Source organism: Arthrobacter sp. E1SS-5 (assembly GCF_057073715.1).
On record NZ_CP172703.1, the window covers coordinates 4,095,278 to 4,120,520 of the forward strand.

At 63.4% G+C, this 25,243-nt stretch carries 23 protein-coding genes and 2 pseudogenes; 15 read left to right on the forward strand and 10 right to left on the reverse strand.

Annotated elements, in window-relative coordinates:
• Positions 1-179: 179 nt before the first annotated feature.
• Both ACIGJD_RS19095 and ACIGJD_RS19100 read right to left on the reverse strand, forming a co-directional pair.
• Positions 180-1,010, reverse strand: coding sequence for a hypothetical protein (locus ACIGJD_RS19095; protein ID WP_159629953.1), 831 nt, complete (start codon positions 1,008-1,010; stop codon positions 180-182).
• Between the two features lie 183 nt (positions 1,011-1,193).
• Positions 1,194-2,684: an APC family permease gene (locus ACIGJD_RS19100; RefSeq protein WP_159629951.1), complete on the reverse strand. Its 1,491-nt coding sequence runs from the start codon at positions 2,682-2,684 to the stop codon at positions 1,194-1,196.
• Between the two features lie 605 nt (positions 2,685-3,289).
• On the opposite strand from ACIGJD_RS19100, the pseudogene ACIGJD_RS19105 reads away from it, so the two are divergent.
• The 3 genes and pseudogenes from ACIGJD_RS19105 to ACIGJD_RS19115 all read left to right on the forward strand — a co-directional run bounded on the left by ACIGJD_RS19105 (position 3,290) and on the right by ACIGJD_RS19115 (position 4,351).
• Positions 3,290-3,882 (forward strand): annotated as a pseudogene (locus tag ACIGJD_RS19105) (IS110 family transposase).
• Positions 3,840-4,031 (forward strand): hypothetical protein, encoded by a 192-nt coding sequence (locus ACIGJD_RS19110; RefSeq protein ID WP_483689565.1) that lies wholly within the window; start codon positions 3,840-3,842, stop codon positions 4,029-4,031. Before ACIGJD_RS19105 ends, ACIGJD_RS19110 begins: the two are co-directional and overlap by 43 nt.
• 39 nt (positions 4,032-4,070) lie before the next feature.
• Positions 4,071-4,351: pseudogene (locus ACIGJD_RS19115) on the forward strand (IS110 family transposase).
• A gap of 409 nt (positions 4,352-4,760) precedes the next feature.
• Here the strand turns inward: ACIGJD_RS19115 and ACIGJD_RS19120 are convergent.
• On the reverse strand, positions 4,761-5,804 hold the full coding sequence (locus tag ACIGJD_RS19120; protein ID WP_483687506.1) for an LLM class flavin-dependent oxidoreductase: 1,044 nt from the start codon (positions 5,802-5,804) through the stop codon (positions 4,761-4,763).
• Between the two features lie 174 nt (positions 5,805-5,978).
• Between ACIGJD_RS19120 and ACIGJD_RS19125 the strand changes: the two genes are divergently transcribed.
• The 5 genes from ACIGJD_RS19125 to kce all read left to right on the forward strand — a co-directional run bounded on the left by ACIGJD_RS19125 (position 5,979) and on the right by kce (position 11,337).
• Positions 5,979-6,923, forward strand: a complete 945-nt coding sequence (locus ACIGJD_RS19125) for an alpha/beta fold hydrolase (protein WP_483687507.1) — start codon at positions 5,979-5,981, stop codon at positions 6,921-6,923.
• A 179-nt stretch (positions 6,924-7,102) separates the two neighbouring features.
• A complete protein-coding gene (locus ACIGJD_RS19130; protein ID WP_483687508.1) occupies positions 7,103-8,161 on the forward strand; it encodes a LacI family DNA-binding transcriptional regulator in 1,059 nt (352 codons plus the stop codon).
• Positions 8,162-8,274: 113 nt separating this feature from the next.
• Complete coding sequence (locus tag ACIGJD_RS19135; protein WP_483687509.1) at positions 8,275-9,597, forward strand: MFS transporter; 1,323 nt, start codon at positions 8,275-8,277, stop codon at positions 9,595-9,597.
• A gap of 21 nt (positions 9,598-9,618) precedes the next feature.
• Positions 9,619-10,383, forward strand: a complete 765-nt coding sequence (locus ACIGJD_RS19140) for an SDR family oxidoreductase (protein WP_483687510.1) — start codon at positions 9,619-9,621, stop codon at positions 10,381-10,383.
• A gap of 21 nt (positions 10,384-10,404) precedes the next feature.
• A complete protein-coding gene (kce, locus tag ACIGJD_RS19145; RefSeq protein WP_142132304.1) occupies positions 10,405-11,337 on the forward strand; it encodes a 3,5-dioxohexanoate:acetyl-CoA acetone transferase in 933 nt (310 codons plus the stop codon).
• 133 nt (positions 11,338-11,470) lie between these two features.
• Here the strand turns inward: kce and ACIGJD_RS19150 are convergent, their stop codons facing one another.
• From ACIGJD_RS19150 to ACIGJD_RS19160, 3 genes are all read right to left on the reverse strand, one after another.
• Positions 11,471-11,995 carry a YbhB/YbcL family Raf kinase inhibitor-like protein gene (locus ACIGJD_RS19150; protein ID WP_483687511.1) on the reverse strand — a complete coding sequence of 175 codons (525 nt, stop codon included), beginning with the start codon at positions 11,993-11,995 and terminating at the stop codon, positions 11,471-11,473.
• A 154-nt stretch (positions 11,996-12,149) separates the two neighbouring features.
• Positions 12,150-13,079 (reverse strand): intradiol ring-cleavage dioxygenase, encoded by a 930-nt coding sequence (locus ACIGJD_RS19155; RefSeq protein WP_483687512.1) that lies wholly within the window; start codon positions 13,077-13,079, stop codon positions 12,150-12,152.
• A gap of 93 nt (positions 13,080-13,172) precedes the next feature.
• Positions 13,173-13,661, reverse strand: a complete 489-nt coding sequence (locus tag ACIGJD_RS19160) for a nucleoside deaminase (RefSeq protein WP_483687513.1) — start codon at positions 13,659-13,661, stop codon at positions 13,173-13,175.
• Between the two features lie 154 nt (positions 13,662-13,815).
• Here ACIGJD_RS19160 and ACIGJD_RS19165 point away from each other — a divergent pair, with 154 nt between their 5' ends.
• From ACIGJD_RS19165 to ACIGJD_RS19190, 6 genes are all read left to right on the forward strand, one after another.
• A complete protein-coding gene (locus tag ACIGJD_RS19165) occupies positions 13,816-14,859 on the forward strand; it encodes a LacI family DNA-binding transcriptional regulator (RefSeq protein WP_483687514.1) in 1,044 nt (347 codons plus the stop codon).
• A 107-nt stretch (positions 14,860-14,966) separates the two neighbouring features.
• Positions 14,967-16,427 carry an ABC transporter substrate-binding protein gene (locus ACIGJD_RS19170; protein ID WP_483687515.1) on the forward strand — a complete coding sequence of 487 codons (1,461 nt, stop codon included), beginning with the start codon at positions 14,967-14,969 and terminating at the stop codon, positions 16,425-16,427.
• Positions 16,424-17,353: a carbohydrate ABC transporter permease gene (locus ACIGJD_RS19175; RefSeq protein ID WP_286400142.1), complete on the forward strand. Its 930-nt coding sequence runs from the start codon at positions 16,424-16,426 to the stop codon at positions 17,351-17,353. Before ACIGJD_RS19170 ends, ACIGJD_RS19175 begins: the two co-directional genes overlap by 4 nt.
• Positions 17,354-17,361: 8 nt before the next feature.
• Complete coding sequence (locus tag ACIGJD_RS19180) at positions 17,362-18,273, forward strand: carbohydrate ABC transporter permease (RefSeq protein WP_483687516.1); 912 nt, start codon at positions 17,362-17,364, stop codon at positions 18,271-18,273.
• Between the two features lie 21 nt (positions 18,274-18,294).
• Positions 18,295-19,809 (forward strand): glycoside hydrolase family 32 protein, encoded by a 1,515-nt coding sequence (locus ACIGJD_RS19185; protein ID WP_483687517.1) that lies wholly within the window; start codon positions 18,295-18,297, stop codon positions 19,807-19,809.
• Between the two features lie 88 nt (positions 19,810-19,897).
• The gene (locus tag ACIGJD_RS19190) at positions 19,898-20,164 is read left to right on the forward strand and encodes a YciI family protein (RefSeq protein ID WP_483687518.1); all 267 of its coding nucleotides are present in this window, start codon (positions 19,898-19,900) and stop codon (positions 20,162-20,164) included.
• Here ACIGJD_RS19190 and ACIGJD_RS19195 read toward each other — a convergent pair.
• From ACIGJD_RS19195 to ACIGJD_RS19210, 4 genes are all read right to left on the reverse strand, one after another.
• Positions 20,106-20,567 carry a hypothetical protein gene (locus tag ACIGJD_RS19195; protein WP_483687519.1) on the reverse strand — a complete coding sequence of 154 codons (462 nt, stop codon included), beginning with the start codon at positions 20,565-20,567 and terminating at the stop codon, positions 20,106-20,108. The genes ACIGJD_RS19190 and ACIGJD_RS19195 overlap by 59 nt on opposite strands.
• Before the next feature lie 332 nt (positions 20,568-20,899).
• Positions 20,900-21,535, reverse strand: a complete 636-nt coding sequence (locus ACIGJD_RS19200) for a GntR family transcriptional regulator (RefSeq protein ID WP_483687520.1) — start codon at positions 21,533-21,535, stop codon at positions 20,900-20,902.
• Positions 21,536-21,580: 45 nt separating this feature from the next.
• Complete coding sequence (gene tcuA / locus ACIGJD_RS19205; RefSeq protein WP_483687521.1) at positions 21,581-23,071, reverse strand: FAD-dependent tricarballylate dehydrogenase TcuA; 1,491 nt, start codon at positions 23,069-23,071, stop codon at positions 21,581-21,583.
• Between the two features lie 92 nt (positions 23,072-23,163).
• On the reverse strand, positions 23,164-23,832 hold the full coding sequence (locus ACIGJD_RS19210; protein WP_483687522.1) for a GntR family transcriptional regulator: 669 nt from the start codon (positions 23,830-23,832) through the stop codon (positions 23,164-23,166).
• Between the two features lie 319 nt (positions 23,833-24,151).
• On the opposite strand from ACIGJD_RS19210, the gene ACIGJD_RS19215 reads away from it, so the two are divergent.
• Positions 24,152-25,243: a PrpF domain-containing protein gene (locus tag ACIGJD_RS19215; protein ID WP_483687523.1), complete on the forward strand. Its 1,092-nt coding sequence runs from the start codon at positions 24,152-24,154 to the stop codon at positions 25,241-25,243.

A 25,243-nucleotide genomic window follows, 5' to 3' on the forward strand; every position in this document is an offset into this window, starting at 1 on the left:
TAATTTAGTTTCTCTGGTTCAGTCCGCAAGAGGGACTGCGTGCCTCGGTTCGAGCCCCTTGCTCCCGGATAGGGGCAGTATTTTTGTCAAAATTTCCTGTTCATACCAGATCCGCTGCTCCTGGCAGTCGCCCAATTCAGTGTGGAGGACGCGTCTGCAGCGGAACGGATGTAAGCAGGCTATGGAACTAGCCGGGCGAGGCCGCCGTCAACACTCAGTTCCCGATAAGCCTGCGTGATGTTCCCCTGAGAATTTCGACGCGCTGCTCGAGAAGCGAGTAACCGCGCCCTTTCTTCTGTTCCGACCTCATTCATTCGCTTGGCCACGATAGGCGTAAGCGTTTCGAGATCTTCCAGGCTCGTCTCACCGATCATTTTCGTAGCCAGCGATTCCTCAGTCGCATCAGTGAACACCTTTATGCTTTCCTCGGGCCTGAGAACCTGGGTCACGGAGTCCTCCAGACGCGGATCAATCGAGGTGATCTCAATGGTCGAGGAATGAGCGAGGCCGTTCTCCTGACCATACGCATAGACCGAGCGCAAGTTTTCCCTCAGGTAACGGAGATCTGTCCAGCCCAGTGGAGCTCGCTCGACATAGGAAAGATCACGTTCCGCGTGTTCGTCGGGGACCATCAACCGCGTGATCCCATAGTCCTTTACGGCGGCGAGCACGGAGTAGGAGTCGTTCTCTACAAGCACCTCGTAGCGATGGGGAACCACGTCAAGCATGATGTGGCTGCCGTGCATCTGCCCGACATGAAAGAGAATGATCGGTGGATACTGGGGCTTTGTCGTCGCACGCTCTGGAACCAGTCCGTAGAACAACGGCGTCATGGCAAGCAACGCGAGACTCGTCTCAATTGCCCCATACGGTTTGCTCAATACGATGCCAAGCCGCTCTGTCATGCCCCAGTTGGGGAACAGGTCGTCCAGCGTTCCGGAGGTGCGATTGCCGTCCGATCCAATACGAACGCCGAAACTTTCCCTGGCGACGAACTTGGAGAGGTGCATGTGAGCTCCTTATTGCATGCATCCCGTAACTCTGTCGGGATGGGATTCTTTTCAAAGACGCTTAACCGCGGTTGAGACTCTTAGTTCACGCGCAGATAGTGCGCGTGAACTAAGAGAAGGGCGATTGACGAGCTGCCACTGCCACTTTTGCCCGGTCATCACACCGGGTTTAGAAAGAGCGTATTAACTTTCCGTACCGGGAACCAGGTCGCCAGCGTCGTCTCGGCCGATTCTGGCGTATACCTCGGGTCGACGGCTGCGGTAGACCGCGGCCAGGATCATTCCCGTAGCGATGATGGCAAGGATCAAGCCCAAGAGCGCCCAGGTGAACCATCCTTCGGTACTGGTGAGCAATCCGAAATTGAGTCCGGAGAGCACTAGCGCTGTGGTGAAAAATACGAATGCGACACCGCTTCCAATGGCCGGCCACACCGCTTTTCGCCCACCTTTCTTATCCCGGGAAAGGAAGACAGTGATGGCAAGGGCAGCGAATGCAATAAGTATTGCGAATGCGAACGAGTAGATGCCTGCCAGGCGTGCGTACGCCGTCTCTCCGTCGGTTCCACTGAAAAGGACGATGCCGACGAGTACCATTACGCTGAGCACGACGGAAGACCGATGCGGGGAACCATGCCGGGCGTGCACACGGGCCAATGACTTGAACAGCGCTCCATCAGCCCCCAGGTTGAACAGGTAGCGGGAGACGATGTTGTGGCTCGCCAGAGAAAGGGCGAAGCAGCTTGTAATCAGAAGGGAAGTAACCGCGTAGTAGGCCGCGGTGCCGGTAAACTGCTGAACGCTTGCCCCGGAGGCCTCCACGACATTGTCGGTGAGTACGCCCATGATGGCGTTCGGCCCATAGGCGTTGATAAATACCCAAGCCGTGAGTGAGTAGAGGATGGCCAGGATTGCGACAACCGCGAAGGTTGCGCGCGGAATAGTTTTTTCAGGGCGCTTAACTTCGTCCCGGAAGATGATGGTGGCCTCGAATCCGCCATAGACGCCGATTCCGAACATGAAGGCGATGCCGATGTCACCACTGAAAATGTTCTCTGGTTTGAAGCTGTCGAGACCCATACCCTCCGCGCCTCCCTGCGTTATGACGGAGACGTTGTACATGACCATAAGGAGCAACTCCAGCGCCAGGAAGACTGTAAGGATCTTCGCAGAGAAGTCGATGTTCAGATAGCCAAGGATCGAGACGATGATAAACATAACGCTGCCGTACAGCCACCATGGGAGGTCTGGGCCATTGAGGGCGCTGTGTACAAGGTTCTCCGCGGCGATCCCACCAAGGACATACCCGGCAATGTTGGCTGCAAAATAGCAGACTATGGCCGTGAATCCTGTACCGAGACCAGCGATCTTTCCCAACCCGGCGGAAACATACGAGTAGTAGCCACCTGGTCTCGGTAGGCGAAGCCCCATGGCGACCAGACCGGAGGCGAAGAGCGCAGCGACAACGCCACACACGAGCAACATCACCGGTGTGCCGATGCCGTTGCCCAGGAGGATCGCAACGGGCAGGAACCCGAGGAAGTTCACCATCGGGCCGTTGTAGGCCAAGACAGTGAAGATGAGGTTTACAAAGCCGATGCTTCCCTTTAGTTGGGAATCTTTACTCGGCGGAAGGTCCACGCCGATCTCAGCCTTATGCATTTTTATCTCAGACATGGGGAATGCTCCTGGATTTGGTTGGGGGGCGAGCCGGTAGAGCTGCTGTGCGGCCACCATTCCTGCGGGTGCCTCGACGCTGAGGCCAGTTTTAGTCTGTTGTGCACGTCACTTTGCAGGTTCCATCTAAGTGGGCGAATCCCACGACGACAATCTGACTTGCATACGTTTTGAATCCGGAATTTGTACGGAAGTTTGAATCCGAAAGTACGGTCGCCGTGCTATTATCCGCTCGGATGTTCGCCTCCGAGTCTGAGTTCAGCAGTCGGCCGCATCCTTACTCAAGTCGTTGACAGCACCCGGGGTTCGACTCACGCAATAACTTCACCCCCCATTACATTTATTGCGTCCCCGAGGGCCGGGGATTTGGGCGCTGGACCTGGTATGACTTTCTTGCCCTGTCACTGATGATCCGGGGGTGTTGTCGCCAGGTTCGGAGACACGCGTTGACTGCTGATAGGGACACGGCTGGCTCCTTCCGAAGGATCCAGGTCTCTTTGTAACGTGGGTGCCAGCATCGGGTGTCGTGACTGTGGCCAGAAGTGGTGCAAGGGAGCGCCGGATGAACGAAGGATACGAGGTCTACTGCGGCTTGATGTTGGCAAATGCGAGCATCACGCGGCCGCGTTGAGCGCGGTCGTAAACGGGTAGTCGGTAAGGCGTTGCCGCAAGACGAGGCCCGGCTGCGCGAGCTTTTCACTTGCTTGCAGCAGCACGGCCGGGTCCTGGTGATCGTGGACGAACCCAACACCATCGGCGCACTGCCGATAGCCGTGGCCGGGGACTGCGGCTGCACCGTTGCCTACCTGCCCGGCCTGGCGACGCGCAAAGCGGCTGACCTGTACCGCGGAAGTCCAAAACGGACGCCCGGGATGCGTTCATCATCGCTGAGACCTCACGTGCCATGCCACGCACGCTGCGGGCAGTAGACCGAGACAGCGAAGTGCTCGCAGCGCTGAAGGTCCTCTTCGGATTCGACACTGACTTGACTCACGAATGCACCAGAGCGATCAACCGTCTGCGGTCTCAGATTCTGCAAATCTTCCCCGCCCTGGAGCGTGTCTTCCCAGGAACAGTGCTTACCCGGTCCCTGGTCCTGGAGCTGTTCATCAAGTACTCCGGCCCCATCGGGCTGCGAGCTGCCGGCGGTCCAATGTGCTGCGCTGGGCCCGAAACTACAGCCGGAAGTATCCGCTGAACCTGGTCGAGGCGATCTTTGCGGCATTGGACGAGCAAAGCGTCTCCGTCATCGGCGCCGAAGCCGTCGAGCTGGTCATCCCCCGCTTCGCAGCACAAACTAAAGAACACAAACACCAACGAGCGATCGTCGCCGAAGAAGTCGAATAGCTCCTCGATGACTTCCCTCTTTCCCAGATCTTGATGTCCATGCCGGGAGTAGGCATCAAGACCGCAGCGACGATACTCCTGACCATCGCCGATGCCGGCACCTTCACCTTCGCCGGACACCTCGCCGCCTATGCGGGAATAGCCCCGGTGACACGACGTCCGGCACCTCAATTCGCGGTAAATTTCCCGCCGGCTCCGGCAACAAGCAGCTCAAGAACGCACTGTTCAGATCCACATGGATTGCCAGCCGCCACCATCCGGCCTCAAAGGCCTACTACCAAAGAAACGGGACCAGGGAAAGAAGCCCAACGCCGCAGTAATCTGTCTCGCTCCGCGCTGCTGCGACGTCATCTACTCAATGCTCAGAAACGGCGCCCTCTACGAGGAGAAACCGCCCCAAGCCGCTGACGAAAAGCATAGGGACACGCCCCGCATGCTGAGACAGAACGCAGCCATTGAATGGAAGGTGCCGCCGAAAGGAACAAGCGCTATCTAGTCCGGTCTCAAGAACGCGACCCCAGTGGCAGATGTCTTTGGGAGGAGTACACCCCAACCTGACGTCAGATGGCGGGTCGAATTTGCGTCAGAATAGGGTTCCTACCGACCCTTTTCCACAGATTCGTCGAACAGTCTTAGATCCAACTCTGACAGCTCTCCCGTGATGGATTTTCGGCATTTGGGCGATCCGTTGGCTGGAGGTCCTGAGCATCCAGCTCTTTGCTACGCCCCTTACCGCTCGTTCTTTCCGGCGCTCCAGCCCAAAGCCGGCCCCAGCTTGCCCGCTATGTCCGTCAGGATCTGGACGTAGTCCTCGTGGTCAAAGCTGAAGGGAAGCGCGAACGCCACCTCATCCACCTCCTGGAAACCGGCGTGAGCGCACAGCTGCTCCGCGATTTGCTCGCTGGTGCCGATTAGATCAGCCGCGAACATCATGCCCCGTGGCCCCTGCGGAGCAGCCGTGCGGGGAGTGCGCTCGTCCACGTATCGCTGGTACTTCTCCCGCTGGGCGGCAGTCGCCGAGTCAGTCGGGATCACTACCAGGCCCTGCGAAACCCGTGCCCCGGCGTGCCCAGCGGCATCAGCAACCTCCCGGAACGCCCGGATCTGCGACTGCTGGACCAAGGCGAAGTTCGGCTCCTGGTCCTTATCGGGGAAGATCACGCTGCTGGACAGCAGGTTGAAGCCGTTCGAACCTGCCCACACCGCTGACTTCGTACTGCCGGCCCCGTACCAGAGGCGGTCCCGCAGACCGGGTGAATGAGGTTCCACCCGGTTGGAGAACTCCTCCACTACGCCCTGCTTGCCGGAAAACTCCCGTACCGGCTCCCCGGCAACCAGCCGCGCGAACCGTTCCACCCGGGCGTGGCTGAAGTCCTCCACATCCGCCGTGTCCGGATACAGCTCATGCTTCACCGTGTCGTACTGCATAGGCTCCCCCACACTCACTCCGGGATTGATGCGCCCACCGGCCAACAGGTCCACGGTGGCCAGGTCCTCGGCCAGGCGTAGCGGGTTCTCCCAGCCCAGCGGCGTCACGGCAGTACCCAGCTCAATCCGCGAGGTCCGTTGGCTCGCTGCAGCCATCACCGCCACAGGCGATGAGATGCCGAACTGCAGGTGCCGATGGCGCAGCCAGGCGCTGTCGAACCCCAGCCGCTCCCCCAGCTCAATGATCTGCAGCGTGGACTCATGCCCAGCAGCCGGATCAAGAGGATCGAACAGCCCAATCGTGAGGAAGCCAAGCTTGCGCAAAGGACGGTCGGGCTGCGGCATGGCTTCCTCCAGGATCCGGGGACGTGGCTGGTGTTCAGACTAGGCGCTCAGACAGAGCATGAACCAACATGTCCTACGGCCCGGCGCCGTATGGAAAGACAGCCTTGACGGAGCCGTCCACCAAGGCGTTAGGCTCGCCTCAAGCCAGCGACGGCGCCGGCACGGGAGGAAAATATGTCACTGCAGGAAATCGAGTTCACGTCCGCCAACGGCCGCGACACCATCCAGGCCTGGGTCTACGAACCCATCGGACAGCCCAAGGCCATCGTGCAGCTGATCCACGGGCTCGGCGAGCACTCCCGCCGCTATCTCCACCTCATCTCCACGCTGGTGGACGCGGGGTTCATTGTGGTGGCGGGCGACCACTCCGGCCACGGGCGCACCGCGATGCAGCAGGGCACCTGGGGCGACGCCGGCGAGGACGCCGCCAGCGTGGTGGTCGAGGACGAGGTCACCCTCCAGACCAAGGCCAAAGAGGCGCTCCCCCAGCTCCCCTACGTGGTGTTCGGCCACAGCTGGGGCTCCATGATCGCCCGCGGCATGGCCGTGGACCCGCGGACGCAGCTGTCCGGCCTGATCCTCTGCGGCATCGCCGCTCAGATGCGCGGCGTCGAGAAGATGATCGACCGGCCCGAACTGGCGCGGCTTGCCACCGGCGAGCGCGGCTCCGAGCCCGCACCCCAGGAACTGGTGGCCCAGTTGTTCGACGGCTTCCTGGGCCGCTTCGGCGAGGGCGCCGGGCCCACCGCCTGGGTTGCCCTGGACGCGGACGTCGTCACTGACCACGGCCGGGACCCCTTCAACAACTTCGGCGCACCGCTCAGCGCACGCTTCCTGCAGGGCTTCGTGGACCTTTACGACCAGGTCACCTCCGACGACTGGTACAAACAGCTCCCCGCGGACCTCCCCGTCCTGATCCTCGCCGGCGACCAGGACCCCGTCACCAACTACGGCGAAGGCGCCTACCACGTGGCCAACCGCCTGGCCGACTCGGGCCACGCCGACGTCCGCACCCGCGTCTTCCCCGGCGTCCGGCACGAGGTGCACAACGAGCCCACCACCCGTGCCGAGACGGAGCGTGAGACGGTCGAGTTCATCCAGCGGGTCGCCGGCAGCTGACGGTCTCCCAGCACCTCCCACGGAAGGTACGACGCCGGCACTCACCGCGCCGCCGTCGTCGTACCTTCCAGCACAAGCACCCCACTGCACTTAACGTTGCTTAACGATAATGCGCGCTCCTACTGTAATTGACGTCACAAGGACACCGTGGATGCACGTCAATGGAGAGGGGGCGGTTGGTGAGCGGAAATAAAGTCAGCAGAACCTCCGGGCCCCGCCCCGCAACGGTTTCCGCCGCGGCCGTTGCCCGCGCGGCCGGTGTCTCCCCTGCCACGGTGTCCTATGCGTTGAACGGCAAGGGTGGTGTGTCGGTCGAAACCCGGCGCCACATCATCGGCGTCGCTAACGAACTCGGGTTCAGGCCCCGTAAGTCATCGTCGTCCGCCGATCCGCTGCGGACCCGCGTCGTGGGACTGATCCTGCCCAACATCATCAACCCCATGTATCCCCGGTGGGCCCAGGGCATCATTTCCGCGGCCGCTGACTCCGGATACGAAGTGTTCGTGGCCACCACGCAGGACGATGCGGCAACGCTGGCGCAGGTCACCGCCACGCTCGCGAACCGCAACGTGGACGGCGTTATCCTTGCCGCCGCCCTGCGGGAGGACGCCACCGCCTTACGCACCCTGCGGACCGCGCGGATCCCTTACGTCTGCCTGTCGCGAAGGGCGGACTTCCTGCAAGGCGACTTCGTCGGCATTGATGACGACGCAGCGGCAACCCTGCTGATGGAACACATGCTGAGCCACGGTTACCGGGACATCGCCACCGTGGTGGGACCGCGCTTCTCCACCGCCTCCCTCACCCGCGAACAGGCCTTTGTCCGCACAGCAGCCGCCGCCGGCGTCACCATCAGCGGCGAGTGGAAGATCAGCACCCGCGTCAACAACGAAGGCGGCCGGCTGGCAGCCGAACGCCTCTTTTCCTCGCCCAACCCGCCCCAGGCCGTGGTGTGCGGCAGCGACGAACTCGCCATCGGCGTCATGGAATACGCGATTGCGCAAGGCCTCCGCATCCCCGAGGACGTGGCGGTCGCGGGGTGCGACGGCCTGGCCCACAGCCGTTCCGGGTTGATCAACCTGACGAGCATTGTCCAGCCGCAGCAGGAGATGGCCCAGGAGGCATTCGCCATGCTGCTGCGCAGGATCGAAGCCCCGTCCAACACCTACAGCTCTTTGATTTGTCCGCACCGCATCCACATAGGGAGGACCTGCGGGTGTAACGCAGAGCCCGCCTAGCCCCCACCCGACTTCGCTCCCCGGCATCAGCGTTCATCGCTGATGCCTTGATCCCCCACGCCCAAAGTGGTCCTGCCCGGAACGGGCGGCCCGATATTCAAGGACGAATACCCATGACAGCCCTCTCAACATCGACCACGATGCGCACGCCACAGGAGATCAACGGCGTCATCCTCCGGCGGATCATGCCGCTGCTCATTGCCGCCTACATCATGGCCTTCCTGGACCGGACCAACATCGGGATGGCGAAGGACCGGCTGGAAATCGACCTGGGCATCTCCGCCACCGCGTACGGAGTTGGCGCGGGCCTGTTCTTCCTCACCTACGCGTTGTCCGAGATCCCCTCGAACCTGATCATGCACAAGGTGGGAGCCCGCTTCTGGATCATGCGGATCATGATCACCTGGGGACTGATCTCCGCGGCCATGGCCTTCGTCCAGGGCGAATGGTCGTTCTACATCATGCGCATGCTGCTCGGAATCGCCGAGGCAGGCCTCTTCCCCGGCGTCATGTACTTCCTGACCCAGTGGTTCGTGGTCAAGGACAGGGCCAAGGCCAACGGCATGTTCCTGCTGGGCGTCTCCATCGCCAACATCGTCGGCGCACCGCTGGGCGGCCTGCTCCTGACCAGCTTTGACGGCTTCGCCGGACTGCACGGCTGGCAGTGGATGTTCATCATCGAAGGCCTGCCGGCCTGCGTCCTTGCCTGGGTTGTCTGGAAGAAGCTTCCCGACCGTCCCACCAAGGCCAGCTTCCTTACCCCCGCCGAGGCCGAAGACCTCGAAGCCCGGATCGCCGCCGAAGAAAAGGCCGGCGCTGCCGCCTCCGGCAACCACCGCCTGCGCGACGTACTGAAGGACAAGCAGATCCTCCTGGTGGTGGGCGTCTACTTCACGCACCAGATCGCCGTCTACGCCATGTCCTACTTCCTCCCCTCCATCATCGGCACGTACGGCAAGCTCAACCCGCTCCAAATCGGCCTGCTGACCGCCATCCCCTGGATCTTCTCCGCTGCGGGTGCGCTGCTGGTTCCCCGCTTTGCCACCGACGGGCGCCGCTCACGCCTGCTGGTGACCGGAACCATGACGGGCATCGTGGCGGGCTTCGCCCTCGGCGCCATCGGCGGTCCCGTCCTCGGCATGATCGGTTTCTGCCTCGCAGCCTTCAACTTCTTCGCCCTCCAGCCAATCCTCTTCACCTACCCCGCCACGCGCCTGACCGGCGCGGCCCTCGCCGGCGGCATCGCCTTCGTCAACACCATCGGCCTCTGCGGCGGCTTCCTTGGCCCCTACATCATGGGGCTGATGCAGGACCTGACCGGGTCAAAGCTTTCCGGCCTCTGGTTCATCGTCGGCATGTGCGCCATCGGGGCACTGCTGTCCCTCATGTTGAAGCGCGGCACGGAAAAGCCCCAGGGCGCCCCGGCAGCCCACTGACCCACCACTAAAGGAAACACCATGGATTTCAGTTCAAAACGCGTTCTGGTTACCGCCGGCGCGAACGGCATCGGCCTGGCCATTGCCACCAAGTTCAAGGCCCACGGGGCCACCGTCTTCGTGACGGACATTGACCCCGACGCCGTCGACAAAGCGCGTGCCGAGGGCTTCCACGCGGCCGTCAGCGACGTAGCGGACGAATCTCAGGTCCAGGACCTCATGGCCCGGGTCCAGGACGAATTCGGCGGCCTCAATGTCCTGGTGAACAACGCAGGTATCGCCGGACCCACCGGCCCCATCCAATCCCTGGACAGCACGGCCTGGAAAACGACGTTCGACGTCAACATCCACGGACAGTTCTACTGCATCAAGCACGCCCTGCCACTCCTGCGGTCCGCACCGGGGGCATCAATCATCAACCTTTCGTCGGCGGCCGGCCGCCTGGGCATGGCCGGGCGGAGCGCCTACTCGGCTTCCAAGTGGGCGGTGATCGGGTTGACCAAGACCCTCGCCATCGAGCTCGGGGCGGAGGGAATCCGGGTCAACGCCATCTGCCCGGGTGCCGTCAACGGACCAAGGATCGCCGCTGTCATCGCCGCCAAGGCGGACATGCTGGGCGAGCCCGTGGACACCGTCTCCGCCCTGTACCACAACCAGTCGTCGCTGGGCCGGCTGATTGAAGCTGAAGACATCGCCAACATGGCCCTCTTCGCCGCCAGCGACATGGCGCGCAACGTCAACGGCCAGGCCCTGGCCGTCGACGGAAACACCGAAAAACTCTACTAAGACCCCGAAAGGAAACGTCCCATGGCAGCAACACGCAAGGTCATCATCACCAGCGCCGTTACCGGCGCCATCCACACCCCCTCCATGTCCGAACACCTGCCCGTCACGCCCCAGGAAATCGCTGATGCGGCCATCGGCGCCGCTGAGGCGGGCGCTGCCATCGTGCACATGCACGCCCGCGATCCGCGGGACGGGCGCCCATCACAGAATCCTGAGCATTTCGAGCCGATCCTGGACAAGCTCAAGCGGAACACCGACGCCGTTATCAACATCACCACCGGCGGATCGCCGCACATGACCGTCGAAGAACGCATGCAGCCCGCGGCCTTGTTCAAGCCCGAGCTTGCCTCGCTGAACATGGGGTCCATGAACTTCGGGCTCTACCCGATGCTGGACCGGTTCAAGGACTTCACCCACGAATGGGAACGCGAAGGGCTGGTGAAGAGCCGCGACCTCGTTTTCAAGAACACGTTCCAGGACATCGAAACCATCCTGGAGATCGGCAATGCCAACGGCACGCGCTTCGAGTTCGAGTGCTACGACATCTCCCACCTGAACAACCTGGCCCACTTCCACGCCCGCGGCCTGGCCAAGGGACCACTGTTCGTCCAGTCCGTCTTCGGCCTGCTCGGCGGCATCGGCGCTCACCCTGAGGACCTGATGCACATGCGGCGCACCGCGGACCGGCTCCTCGGCGACGACTACCAATGGTCCATTCTTGGTGCCGGCAAGAACCAGATGCCGCTTGCCACCATCGGCGCCGCAATGGGCTCCCACGTCCGGGTGGGGCTGGAGGATTCCCTGTGGATCGGCCCGGGCCAGCTGGCACGGTCAAACGCCGAGCAGGTCACCCGCATCCGCACCATTCTCGAAGCGCTCAACTTTGAGATTGCAACACCCGATGAAGCCCGCCAGATGCTGGGCCTCAAGGGCAGGGACAACGTGGGTTTCTGACCGGTACGCCGTGGCCCACGCGGAAGGTACGACGGCGGCACTCACCTTGCCGCCGTCGTCGGCCCTTCCAGCGGGAGGGTCTTTTTGGCAACACCTTCTCCTACTGTCCCAGAGAAGGTGGCCGGATCTTCCCTTACTGGATTTCGAATGTGGCGGTGAGCCTGGCCCGTCCAATGGCGTGACTGAAGAGCTGGAAACCGAGGTAGGCGGGACTCGCATCGGCAGGGATGTCGAGTTGTTCCACATCCACCGCGTGAACCACGAAGTGGTAGTGGTGCGGACCGTGTCCCTCGGGAGGAGCAGCGCCGACGAAGCCCCGAAAGCCGGCGTCGTTCATCAGTTGCAGCGCCGGCGCGGGCAGGCCTGCCTCGGCCGCGCCCGAAGGAAGGGAGGTGGTGGACGCAGGCAGGTTGAAGGCTGCCCAGTGCCAGAACCCGCTGCCGGTGGGAGCGTCCGGGTCCAGGACCGTCACGGCAAAGCTTTTGGTCTCCGGCGGGAACCCCTCCCAGGCAAGTGCCGGAGACCGGTCTTCTCCGCCGTCGACTCCCATTTTCCCACTCGCTTGGGCCGCGGGGAGCGCCTCCCCGTCCTGGATATCGGTGCTGGACAAGGAGAATTCAGGAAGCTGGGGAAGTGCGGCATACGGATCGTGGGACATCTCTTTATTACCTTTCCTGACAACGGGATGGGAACTGCAGGCATAACGCGGTTGGAACGGGTTGCCTGCTGCACACTCTAACGCCCAGTTCAGTGGATGAGTTCGACGGCGGGCCCACCCCGCCGCGGTCGTAGCCCGCGTGGGCCGTGTCGTCCTAGATGGTCACGTTAAGCCCCGCCGTGTAGCCGGCGGCAGCTGAACCCGTCATCGTTGCCAGCTGGTAGATGCCGCCGTCGTCGCCAAACACGTTGTCCGACTTCAGCGAAGTACGGCTCATGTTTGTGATGCTGCGCTCGTACCCCGGAGTGGCGTACACGTCGTCGCAGGCGGCTTGCGGCAGCGCGATCTGGGAAACAGCCAGGACCTGCCCGGCCGCCGTTGCGTTGTTCATCGACTCGAACACCTCGAAGTGGATGTGCGGCCAGCGCCCGGAGTAGGCCGCCGGGAAGATCGACGTAAAGGTGACCTGTCCATTGGCATCCGCCTCCTGCACGCCGCGGAGATAGTTTTCGTTTTTCAGGCTCGAGTCGTACATCGAATACTTCCCGTCCCTGTCGCAGTGCCACGCGTACACGGCGGCACCAGCCATCGGGGCGCAGCCGTTGGCGTTGTCCAGGAGGGTCAGCGTGAACGTCAGCGGAACACCCTCCGCCTTGGCGGACGCGTTTCCGAAGCTCGAGGTGATGTCCCGGCGCACCACTCCGGACGCTTCCAGGACGTTCGGTCCGTTGGAGCCGTCGCCGGGATAGGGGCCCGCAGTTTCCTGTGGGATTTCCACGCCGCACTCAGCGATGGCCCGCGTGAGGGTCGGCGTGGCAGTGGCGGCGTCCGTGGCAGAGGCAGCCGCGGAGGAACCGGCTGCGGACGAGGCTGCGGCGGTAGCCGTGGATGTCGCAGAAGAAGTGGATCCCGTGTCTCCGGCCGGGGCGCAGGCGGCAAGCGCTGCGGCGGCACTGCCTACACCGAGGAACAACCCCAGCGAGCGGCGGCTCATCAAGGTGTTCAAGTCAAACTCCAGCCCCCGGTCGTGGTCGGGATGGGGCTGGTCGACGTCGGGCTGGCGGGGTGTGCGTGAAGTGGTCATGGCTCCAACAAAACCGCACGAGGCTATGGACCGGACCGTTCGCTGCTGTGCCTTGGCTGTGAGTCGGCTGGACGGTGCCGGCAGCACCGGCCCCTAACCGGCGGGTTCCTCCGCAATGTCCTCTGCCCACAGATCCGGGTTGTCCTGCTGGAATGTCCGCATCATCTCCACGCACCGCGGATCGTCCAGGACCACCACCTCAACGCCACGTGAGCGCAAGAGGTCGAACTCGCCGTCGAACGTCCGCGCCTCACCCACCACCACGCGCGGGATCTTGAACTGGATGATGGTTCCCGTGCACATGGCACAGGGAGCCAGCGTCGTGTAAAGCGTGGTGTCCCGGTAACTCTTCTGCCGGCCTGCGGCGCGGAGAGCGGACATTTCCCCGTGCGCTATGGGGTCGCCGCTCTGGACCCGTTCGTTATGGCCGCTCGCGATGACGACACCGTCACGGGCAAGCGTGGCCCCAATCGGAATGCCGCCCTCGTCGAGGCTCTTTTGCGCAGCCTGGTAAGCGGCCTCGAAGGCGGGGTCGAAGGGTGCGGCTCCTGCCGAGGCGGACGGCTCATTGGGGTGCGTCATGCGGTCATTCTTGCACGTGGGCACTTGGCTCTGCCGGGAAGTCCCTGTAGATGGGTATCGAGTCGCCAAGCACGAAACGAGCGGAGGCGCCGGGTTTCGGTAAAAGTGCCTCACACGAGTTAGCTAAGCTGGTCCGAGAGGCAAGGGGATGAGCATGGCCAAACGTAAGGCGACCGCACTGGATGTGGCCAAGCGCGCGGGAGTATCCCGCAGCGCCGTATCGCTGGTGCTCAATGGCAGGGCCCAGGGCAACGTCACGGCGGAACGGCAAGAGCGCGTCCTCCGCGCTGCCGCTGAGCTGGATTACACACCCAATTCAGTCGCCTTGAGCCTGCGCAACCAACAGACGTCAACCATCGGCGTCATCACGGACGACATCGTCACCAGCCCGTTCGCCGGCCGGCTGATCAGTGGCGCCTCACGCACGGCCCTGACCCGTGGATACATGCTCTTTGTCATTGACTCGGAGCACGACGTGTCCCGTGAAAGCACTGCAGCACAGCAGCTGGTACACCGGCAGGTGGACGGCATCATGTATGCCACCGGCAGCCTGCGCGAAGTAACTACCCCAACTACGATGCGCACTCTGCCGGCCATCCTTGCCAATTGCACTGATGCCGCCTCCCCGTTCCGCTCGGTCATACCTGCGGAGGTCGACGGCGGGCGTGCCGCTGCCCAGTTGTTGATCGACCTGGGCCACCGCCGCATCACCCTGTTGACCGGAACCCTCAGCTCGCCTGCCGCCCCGCAGCGCGAACAGGGTTACCGGGAAGCAATGGAGGAGGCGGGACTGGGCCGCGAGCAACAACGCGTCCACCCGACCGGCTGGGACATCGATGACGGCTACCGGGCCGCGTCCGCTGTGCTGGGTAGTGGAGACCGGCCGACGGCGATCATCTGCTCCAACGACAGGGTGGCCACCGGCGTCTTGCTCTATGCAGCATCCGCAGGACTGCGTGTGCCGCAAGACCTGTCCGTTGTGGGATACGACGATCAGCAGCACGTGGCCGCCAACCTTGTTCCCGCCCTCACCACCGTGGCACTTCCGCACGCCGAAATCGGAGAAACGGCCATGTCCATGCTCCTGGATGAGGTTGAAGGGAAAGCGCCTGAAGCAGAGAAGGATCAGGGCGAAACGATCCTGGTGCCCTGCCGCGTCATCACCCGGGCATCAACCGGCGCTCCCCCTTCTTCCTAGGACGACGGCGGCTCCCGCACCAACGGGGTCAGCTGAGTAAAAAAATCCCTTGACACGTGTTAGGTGCCGCTTCTAATCTACTTAACACGTGTTAGGAGGAGCCGACAATGACGTCTGAAAAGACACCGGGGCAACCAGCCCTTTCGCATCCGCTGCCGTCCAGCAGCAAACTCTCACAACTCACCCGCCGGTCCATGCTTGGCCTGAGCGGACTCGCCCTGGCGGGAGCCACCGTGGGGGCGTGGCCCCGACTGACTGGCGCCGATATCCCGGGCCGCGGCAGCAAGGCCCTGAACATCGCCATCCTGGGGACGGCAGCGGATGCCGCGGGACGCCAGGGCCTCATCCAGGCCTTCACCGCCGCGCACCCCGACATCCCGGTGCAACTGCAGGCCATTCAGGGCGCGGACTGGAAGGACTTCTTTTCCAAGATCCTGACCATGGTGGCCGCGGGAACGCCGCCGGATGTGGTCTATGTCGCCACCGAAGGCGCCCAGCTCTTTGCCGACAAGCTCGCCGAGCCTCTAGACAGTTATGTCCGCCGGGATGCCGCCGCCATGAGCGATTACTTTGACGACGTCCACCCGAGCCTGCTGGAAGCCTTCATGTACCAGGGAAGCCTGTACCAGCTTCCACTGGACTGGAACGCGGCGAACATGTATTTGAACACCACCACCTTCGCCCAGGCCGGGCTTGAGCGGCCAAAAGACGACTGGACGAAGGACGACTTCAGCGCCACCCTGCGGGCCCTACGCAAGGCCCGCCCGGCTGACTTCACCCCGTACTACTGGACCAACCGGCTTTTCGGCGGCGTCGTGCCGTGGCTTTACGCCAATGACACCAGCTTCCTGTCCGAAACGAAGGCTCCCGGCGGGGACTGGCTTTGGGACCGCTTCTACGCAAACGATCCTGCCCGGAGCACCCGCGGCGGCGGGTATCAGTGGCTGGCCCCCAACGCCGAGGACGGGCGGGTTGTCGAAACCTTCGACTACCTGCGCGAACTGGTGGCCGAAGGACTCGGCGTCCGTCCCGAATCCGGCGGCGGAAACGCCCTGGTGGGCCTGTTCGGCAACAACCGCATCGGCACCACGCCGGCCGGTGGCTATTGGGCGCAGGGCCTGCACGAGGCCGGGATGACCGCCGATCAATTCGACGTTCAGTTCTTCCCCCGCTGGCGGACCCAGCGCCATCAGTTCGGCGCTGCCGGCTACGCGATCATGCGCACGGCCAAAGACAAGGACGCGGCGTGGGAATGGGTGAAGTTCTGCTCCAGCCGCGAAGCGATGCAGTTGGCCATTCCCAAGCCCAACACCACGCCCACCCGCCGTTCGATGGTCAACGAATCCTTCTACGCAGCCACCGGGCCGCGGCACTGGAAGGTCTTCTACGACACCCTGGACAGGTTCCCCACCTCCGGTCCGATCCCCGCGCCGCCGCAGCAGGCGGCCGTCGAGACTGCCCTGATGAAGAACGTCTCCACCGCAGTCAGCGGCAGCTCCGCCGATGTGCGGGCAGCCATGGGCAACCTGCAGCGCGACCTTGAACTGGCTCTGAGGAGGAACTCATGACCACCACTTCCGCCGCCCCGCGGCAAACCGTGAAACCACCGGCCGTGCGCCGCTCCTTTGTCGAGCGATGGCTGGCCAGGATCTTCCTTGCTCCCACAGTGCTGGGGATGGCCCTGTTCACGTTCCTGCCGATCATCGCTTCGCTGGTCCTGGCCTTCTTCCGCTGGGACATCATCTCCGCACCGCAGTTCGTCGGTTTCGCCAACTTCGCAGCACTGGCACAGGACCCCACCGTGCGGGTGTCCTTCCTGAACACCATCGGGTTCGTAGTTGTTGCAGTAATCCTTCAACTGGGCATCGCGCTTGGCCTGGCCTCCATGCTGCAGGCCAGGATGCCGTCCTGGCTGAGGGTGTTCCTCCGTTCCACCTTCTTCTTCCCGCTGGTCCTGTCCGCCGCATCGGTGTCCATCTTCATGCGGTACATGTTCAACGAACAGTTCGGCGTGGTGAACTGGCTCCTGTCGCTCGTCGGGATTCCCGCTGTGCCGTGGCTGACAAGTCCCACGGCGTCTGCCGCCGTCGTTGTCCTGGTCTACGTCTGGCAGAACTTCGGGTTCTCCTTCCTGCTCTTCCTCGGCGCCCTCACCAACATCCCGAAAGAACTGCACGAAGCAGCGAACCTGGATGGCGCCACGGGCTGGAAACAGTTCAGCAATGTGACTCTTCCATTGATCAGCCCCACTGTGCTCGTGGCCTCTGTCATGGCCATCATCAGTGCCCTGCAGGTCTTCGACCAGCCGTACGTCCTGACCAACGGCGGTCCCGGCGACTCCACAAGGACCGCCGTCATGGTGATCTTTGAATCCGCGTTCCAGCAGCTGGAGTTCGGCAAAGCCTCTGCAATCGGCCTGGTACTCACCGTGCTGATCCTTGCCGTCACCGCCCTGCAATTCCGCCTTAGCCGCCGCTTCGTCTTCTACCAGTGAGGTCCCCCATGTCCAGCCAGACCCTGCAGACCAGGACCGGCAAGCATTCCGGTCCCACCGCCGAACCGCCGATCGCCCCCAGGCCCCAGCGCAGCCGCCGCCTGCCCGCAGCCGGCACCGTCGGCAGATACGCTGCGTTGGCCGTGGCAGCGGCGCTGACCCTCGGCCCTGTCCTGTGGACCTTGTCCACCTCGCTGCGGACGCCGTCGGAATCCTTCAACCTGCCGCCGTCGTTCCTGCCCATCAACCCGGACTTCACCGCCTACCAGGAGGTGTTCAAGCAGATCAACGTCGGCCTCCTGGTCCTGAACAGCGCCCTAGTGACCGGGCTGATCGCCCTTGGCCAGATGGCGTCGGCCACCCTGGCCGGTTACGCCTTCGCCCGCCTGGACTTCCGCGGCAAGAACGCCATCTTCTCGCTGGTGCTGGCCACCATGATGGTCCCGGTGCAAGTCACCATCGTCCCGGTGTTCATGCTGATCCGGGGAATGGGCCTGTCCGACACCCTGCTGGCCCTGATCCTGCCCGCCATCCCCACAGCATTCGGAACCTTCCTGATGCGCCAGTACTTCCTTGGCCTGCCAAACGACTTCGCCGAAGCAGCCGCCCTGGACGGTGCCGGACCATGGCGGATCTTCCAGTCGGTCTACGTCCCCCTGGCAGTCCCCGGCATGGCCATCGTCGGCATCCTTGCCTTCAACTTCCACTGGAACGAGTTCTTCCGGCCACTGATCCTGACGATCAGCGAACAGAACTTCACCCTTCCCCTCGGCCTGGTCACGCTCCAGGGCAACCTCGGCACCGGCAGCATCTCCGTGGTCCTCGCCGGCGTGATCCTGTCCATGCTGCCGGCACTGGTCGTCTTCATCTTCGGCCAACGAACCCTGCGGGAAGGCCTCACGGCCGGCGCCAGCAAATAGCCCAGACTTCCAAAGGAACCTATGGAAACCCTCACGACGAACAATGCAGCAGCCACCGACATGTACAGGCCGGCCCTGCATTACGCAGCCCGGGACACCTGGCTCAATGACCCCAACGGCCTGATTTTCCATGACGGCGTCTACCACCTCTATTACCAGAACAACCCGTTGGGCAACGTCTGGGGCAACATGTCCTGGGGACACGCGACATCCACGGACCTTCTGACCTGGACCGAACACCCCGTCGCCATCCCCTGCGACGACAATGAAGACATCTTCTCCGGCAGCATCGTCTATGACAGGACCAACACCAGCGGCTTCGGCACCGGTTCCGTTGCCCCACTCGTGGCCATCTACACCAGCGCCTTCAAACCTGGCTCCGAGCACGAGGGAATCCAGGCCCAGTCCCTGGCGTACAGCCTGGACGGTGGCTACACCTGGACAAAACACGCCAACAACCCCGTACTCAGCAGAAGGTCAGCCAACTTTCGCGACCCCAAAGTCATACGGTACGACGGCGGCGAGGGCAGTTACTGGGTGATGGTCGCCGTTGAAGCGCAAGACTTCAAGGCGATGTTCTACAAGTCCGAAGACCTGAAGAATTGGGAATTCCTGGATAGCTTCGGCCCCGCGAACGCCACCGGCGGCATTTGGGAATGCCCCGACCTTTTCCCGCTGCCGGTGGACGGCGACCCGGACAACGTCAAGTGGGTACTGACCGTGAACCTCAACCCTGGCGGCCCCAACCGCGGGTCGGCGGGCCAATACTTCATTGGCGACTTCGACGGAACCTCATTCACCTCCACCAGTACGGTGACCGCAGGCCTCAACAGCACCGACAACCAGGGCGCCTACCACTGGCTGGACTGGGGCCGGGACTACTACGCAGCCGTCTCCTTCAACGACGCCCCGGACAACCGCCGCCTCATGATCGGGTGGATGAACAACTGGGAGTACGCCAACCGCATCCCCACAACACCCTGGCGCAGCCCCATGAGCCTGGCCCGCGAAGTCTCCCTCCAAACCATCGACGGAAACCTGTGCCTGGTCCAGCGACCCGCAGGCGACTGGACTGCATTGGTGGCGCAGGAGCCTTTCTCCCTTGCTGAAACCACTATTGACGACGGCGAGCAGATGCTGCCGGGCGCGTCAGGCACGGTCCAGCGAATCGATGTCAGCTTCACCCGCGGAAGTGCGAAGGAATTTGGACTTGTCCTCCGCGGGGACGGTGCAAAGGGGACCCGTGTGGGCATCCGCCCGGACGAAGGCCAACTGTTTGTCGACCGGCGGAAGTCCGGACAGACTGACTTCCACGAATCCTTCCCCTCCCTGGACACCGCCCCCGTCCGGTCAACGTCCGGTTCCTACGAACTCAGCATCTTCGTTGACCGCTGTTCCGTTGAAGTGTTCGCCCAGGACGGCCAGGTCACAATGACTGAACTGATCTTCCCGGCTGAAAACAGCACGGACCTCACTGTCTTCGCCACCGGCGGTACAGCAACGATCAACAGCCTTCAGGTCATGAGGCTTGAGTAGGAGGCCACACAAGCCAGGAGGCCGGCGCCCCGGCAATCAGGCCACCACGTACACACTAAGTGGTAAGTTCGGGCGCATGGAATGCGTCGTGCTGTACACCGTGCGCGAGGGCGTCGACCGCTCCCGGATCATGGAAACCTACCCGCGCCACAAGGCCTACTACGAAGCTTTCCACGCCGACGGCGGAGGTCTTCTTGCCCTCGGCCCGTTCCAGGACCCGGCCCCAGCCGCCAGTTCCATGGGCATCTTCACGTCCCGGCAGGAAGCGGAACGGTTCGTCGCCGGGGACCCCTTCGTCACCGAAGGGCTGGCCGAACCGCGCCTCCTGGACTGGAACGCCGTGCACCTCGCATAGGAGAACCTTTCCGGTCCAGGATCAGCGCCAGGGCAATGCCGAACATCCAGACGTCCTTTGCCAGTACGGTGCCTTGCTGGCTGGGCCGGATCCCGTCCTCCAAAGTCATTTCGGGTGTTTTCAGGTACATGGTCAGCATTGATCCGGAGAAAAGGCCCAGGCCCAGCCCCGCCAGCCGGCTGGGCACGAACGGTGCCAGGAGTGTTGCGCCCAAGGTCATCTCGGCGTAGCTGAGCAGCTTCCCAAACCTTTCCGGGTCCAGCCGGCTCAGCGGCGGGAACGCCTTGGCGCCCATGCCCTGCAGGTGGGCGGCGCTGTCTTTGTCCAGGTTCCGTTTGCTGTAGCCGGCGTTGAGAATAAACGCGCCGGTGGCCAGGCGGAGGGGAATATGGCTCAGTTTCATCATTGGTCCCTTCACAATGCGGGGGTGATGCGAGAGAGCCTAGTCCGCGCAGCTTTGCCCCGCCAGAGCCTTCAGACAGACGGTGCCAAAGGGAACCACCCCTGGAAGGTACGACGACGGCTGCCGCCTCGCGCCGCCGTCGCGCCTTCCAGCAAGGGGCCACGTGCAGCAGGCGCGGAAAAAGCAAGGCGGGACAGGCTCATTGGAGCCTGCCCCGCCTCTTGCGCCGGCTGACGTCCTGCGCCCGACTTTCGGGTTACCTGTTGCGATGGAGTATGCAGGAACATCGGCCGGCGGGTCTTGTCGGGACGCTGCCAGGCCGCCGGTGCGGCCTACAGCGTCCTGGGATCTTCGGCGTACATCTTCAGCCTGATGGCCAAAGCGTCCGACATGTGGCGGGCGGCGATCTCCCCCGCGCGCCCGGAGTCCCCGTCCTCGATGGCGGCCAGCATGGCGGCGTAGTCCGCCAGCACTGCCGGCCACCTGCCGGGGTAGGTAAGCGTGGTCAGGGTGTACCGGCGCACCTGCTGGTCCAGGCGTTCCAGCAGTCCGATCAGTGACGGGCTGTGCGTAGCGTGCCACAGCTGCGCGTGGAAGGCGCGGTTGGTTTCTGCGAGCGCACGGCCGTCGGTGGGATCCAGCTGCTGCATCTGCAGCAGCAGTCCCTTGAGCAGCTGGTGGTCCAGGGCGCTGGCCTTGACGGCGGCCTTGGCCGCGGCGGCCTGCTCGAGGATGATTCTCGACTCGTAGATGTCGATGATCTCTTCGGCCGAATGCGTGCGGACAACCACCGCCTTGCCGCGCCGTTCCACCAGTCCGTCCTGCTCCAGCCGCTGCAGGGCTTCCCGCACGGGCGTCCGGGATGCCCCGTACCGCTCGGTGAGCTTGGCTTCCGTGAGCGGCTCGTCAGGCGCAAAGACACTGGCGAGAACGTCTTCGCGAAGCCGCTGGTGGACGGGACTGGCCACTTTTTCCTCTTTTCCGTTTGATCTTCGGGGCTGCTGTGTTGGCGTCTAGGCGATTGAGCCGGCGCGGCGTCCGAAGACGGCGCCCGCGGCAAGCCCGGAGCCGCCGGGGTAGTTTCCGCTGAACAGCCCGCCCAGCGCTTCCCCGCAGGCAAAGAGCCCTTCCAGCGGCTCCGCCTGTTCGGTCAGCACACGGCCCCAGGTATCAGTCTTCAGGCCGCCGAAGGTGAAGGTGATGCCGCAGGTAACGGGGAAGGCGTAGAACGGTCCGGTGGCGATGCTGCGGGCCCAGTTGCTCTTCGGGGGCTGGGTGTCGGCACGGCGTCCGTCCTTGACGTTGGGGTCAAACGGGGTGTCCTCAGCGATCGAGTTGTTGAAGCCCTGCACCGTCTCCTCCAGTCCGTCCGGGCTGATGCCGGCTTTCTGGGCCAGCTCGGCCAGGGTGGGCGCGGTAACCACCGAGACTCCGGGCATGTCGTACTCCTCGGCCCGCAACATGGGTCGGGAGGAGGCGTCAAAGATCTGGAAGGCGGCCGAGCCCGGCTGGGCCAGGATGTCACGGCCGTACTTCGCGTAGGTGTAGTTGCGGTAGTCGGCGCCTTCGTCCACGAACCGCCTGCCCTCGGTGTTTACCACGATGCCCAGCGGGTACCCGCCGCGGGTGAGCTGGTTGGTGAGTTCCAGGTTGCCCTCGTTCTCCGGGTGCCAGGCGTCCCAGGCCACGCTGTGGCAGGTGGACCAGTCCCCGCCTTTGGCTGCCCCGGCTTCAAGGGCGGCGAGGATCATCTCGCCCGTGTTGCCGGGCGTGCCGCGTACTTTCGCGTTCTGCCAGCCCTCACCCAGGTGCTCGCGACGCAGTTCAGGCGATGCCTCGAAGCCTCCCGACGCGAGGATTACGGACTCAGCCCGGAACTCGCCCTCTTCCGTTGAGGTGCGGTACCGGACACCGCAGACGCGGCCGTCCTCCACGAGGAGTCCGGTGGCGGCGCAGTCATAGATGACTTCCACGCCCATGCGCTCCGCGGCCACGCGGTGGTCGGCCATGAGTCCCTTGCCGCCGCCCACGTTGCCCACATGCAGGCCGCCCCAGAACAGGTACCCGCCGTCCTGGGTCCGGTATGCCTGGCGCTCATACATCAGGCGGTATTTGAGTCCCATGCCCTGGAGCCAGCGCAGCGCCGGGTTGCTTTCGCTGACCAGGACTTTGGACAGGTCGGGGTCGTTGCGGCCTTCGGAGACCTTGGACAGGTCGGCAAGGTATTCGGCAGCGGTGTAAGCGGGGACTTCGGTGACGGTGTGCCGGTCATCAGGCTCCACGAATTCGATGAGCTCCCCGAGCCCCTCATGGGAGATGCGGGTGGCGCCGGCGGTGTAGAAGCTGTTGCCGCCGGATGCGGCTTCCTGGGCCTTTTCCAGCAGGACCACCTTGCGTCCGCGCTCGGCGGCTGCCAGTGCTGCCGCGAATCCGGCGTTGCCGCCGCCAACTACCAAAACATCGCTCTTGATCATCATCATCTCCTCAGCTCCATCGCTGTACACGATTGTATACATAGGTATGCCGTTGGATGCAATGGGCTGGTTGCTGCCTGTTTGCTGGTGCCCAGGAGCGGATGGAGTGGGATTTCCTGCGGCTAGCCGAGGCGCGGAGGGCTGATCTCCTGCGCGTCGATGTACATCTGGATCCGGATGTTCTTCGCCTCGTCCATATGGGCGCTGGCAATGCGGCCGGCCTCCTCCGCGTTCCGCGCGCGGATGGCCACCAGCAGTTCCTCATGCTCCTTCAGCACCCGGTCCCACCGCTCCCTGGTGGAAAGCGTGGTGCCGGGGTAGCGGATGAAGTGCACCAGGATCCGGTCCAGCAGGTCAAGGAGCGCTGCGCTGTGGCTGGCAGCCCAGATGCGCTCGTGGAAGGTGCGGTTGGCGGCGGCCAGCTCAGCCGGAGTGGCGGCATCAAAGTCGAGGGTGACCATGGCCTGGTGCGCACGGTCAATGAGCATCAGGTCCATGTCCGTATGCCGGAGGGCGGCGGTTTTGGCGGCAGCTTCCTCGAGGAAGGTCCGGACTTCGTAGAGGTCCAGCATCTCCTCCGGCCGGTACTCCCGCACCTGCATCCGTGACCCGTAACGCTCTACCAGGCCCTCCGTTTCGAGGCGCCGCAACGCTTCCCGAATGGGAGTCCTGGAGACGTTGTACTTCTTGGCCAGGGCGCTTTCCACCAGCTGGGCACGGGGAGGCAGCTCCTGCGAGATGATGGCGTTCCTGATCATCAGGTAGGGGCTTGTCTCAGGTTGCGACGCCACGGGCGGCCTCCGGTCTTCATGGAACAAGCGGCAGGACGCGGACAGCGCCATACCTTTAGCGGCAATTCTAACGCACTGCATACCGTTTCGCGCCGCTGTGAACACCATGCACGATTAGCAGCACGCAATGGAGCAGGGCTGCACGCGATTGAAATAGATCTGTATTCAACAATTTCCAGTCTGTTGCTTAAGTCACTCAAACGGTATACCGTTTGTGACCAACGCCATACAGACTAGGAGTTCCCGGATTCCAGATCGTGCGGCTCTGAACATTTATCCACCAGCTGCACACGGCGGCTCGGTGTTTTCAGGAGAATCAATGACGCTTCTATTCAGGGAAGAACCGCAGGCAGGCAACCTTCCCGTCACCGCAGTCCCGGCAACCCTGGTCCGCGGAGGCACCAGCAAATGCTGGATCTTCCGTGACGAGGACCTTCCCGCGGACCCCCAGGAGACCGAACGGCTCCTGATCCGCACCTTCGGCTCACCGGACCTTCGCCAAATCGACGGGGTGGGCGGCGCTTCCTCAACCACCAGCAAGGCCATCACCGTGGGTGGCACCGGCCCGGGCGGAACCGTGCATTACCGGTTCGCGCAGGTTGCCATCGATAAACCGGCAGTCGAGTGGGCCAGCAACTGCGGAAACTGCGCAACCGCACTGGGGCTCTATGCACTCCACGCCGGGCTGGTCACCCCCACCGGCGACGTCACCCGGGTCCCCATCCTGAACACGGTCACCGGACTGCGCCTCATCTGTGAAATCCCGACACCGGGCGCGCAGGTTCCGGCGTACGGCGGCCGCCGGCTCGATGGCCAGCACTACCCCGGCGTCCCCATCGACGTCGTTTTCCAGAAGACGTCGTGGTCCAGCTACGGAGCACAGTTCCCTACCGGCAAGGCCCTTGATGAAATCGACGTTGACGGACGGCGGTACCAGGCGACACTGATCGACGCGGGTGCCCCGGCTGCGCTCTTCGATGCACGGGACCTGGGACTGGACGCGACGGGCAGTGAGGAAGCGTTGGAGGCGCTGGTCCGGATTGCACCGCAGTTGCGTGCCGCGGCTGCCCGCAAGATGAACCTTCCGCAGAACCTCAGCTCCATCCCCAAGGTGGGCGTCGTGGGGCCTCCGCCCGACGGAACAACCGGAGTGTCAGCCCGGATGATCTCGATGAGCGCGCTGCATCCCGCCATCGGGCTCACCAGCGCCGTCGCCGTCGCTGCCGCTTCCGGGACGGAAGGCAGCGTAGTGCGGCGCAGCATGGTTCCGGCAGCCGAGGCCGGACTGTCCATCCACCTGCTGAACGGCAAGACCACACTGGCGTTGGATGCAGCCGATCCGGCTGAGGTCTCCTTTCAACGCTCGGCCCGCGTCATCAGCGAAAGCACCATCCTGGTGCCAAATGACTGA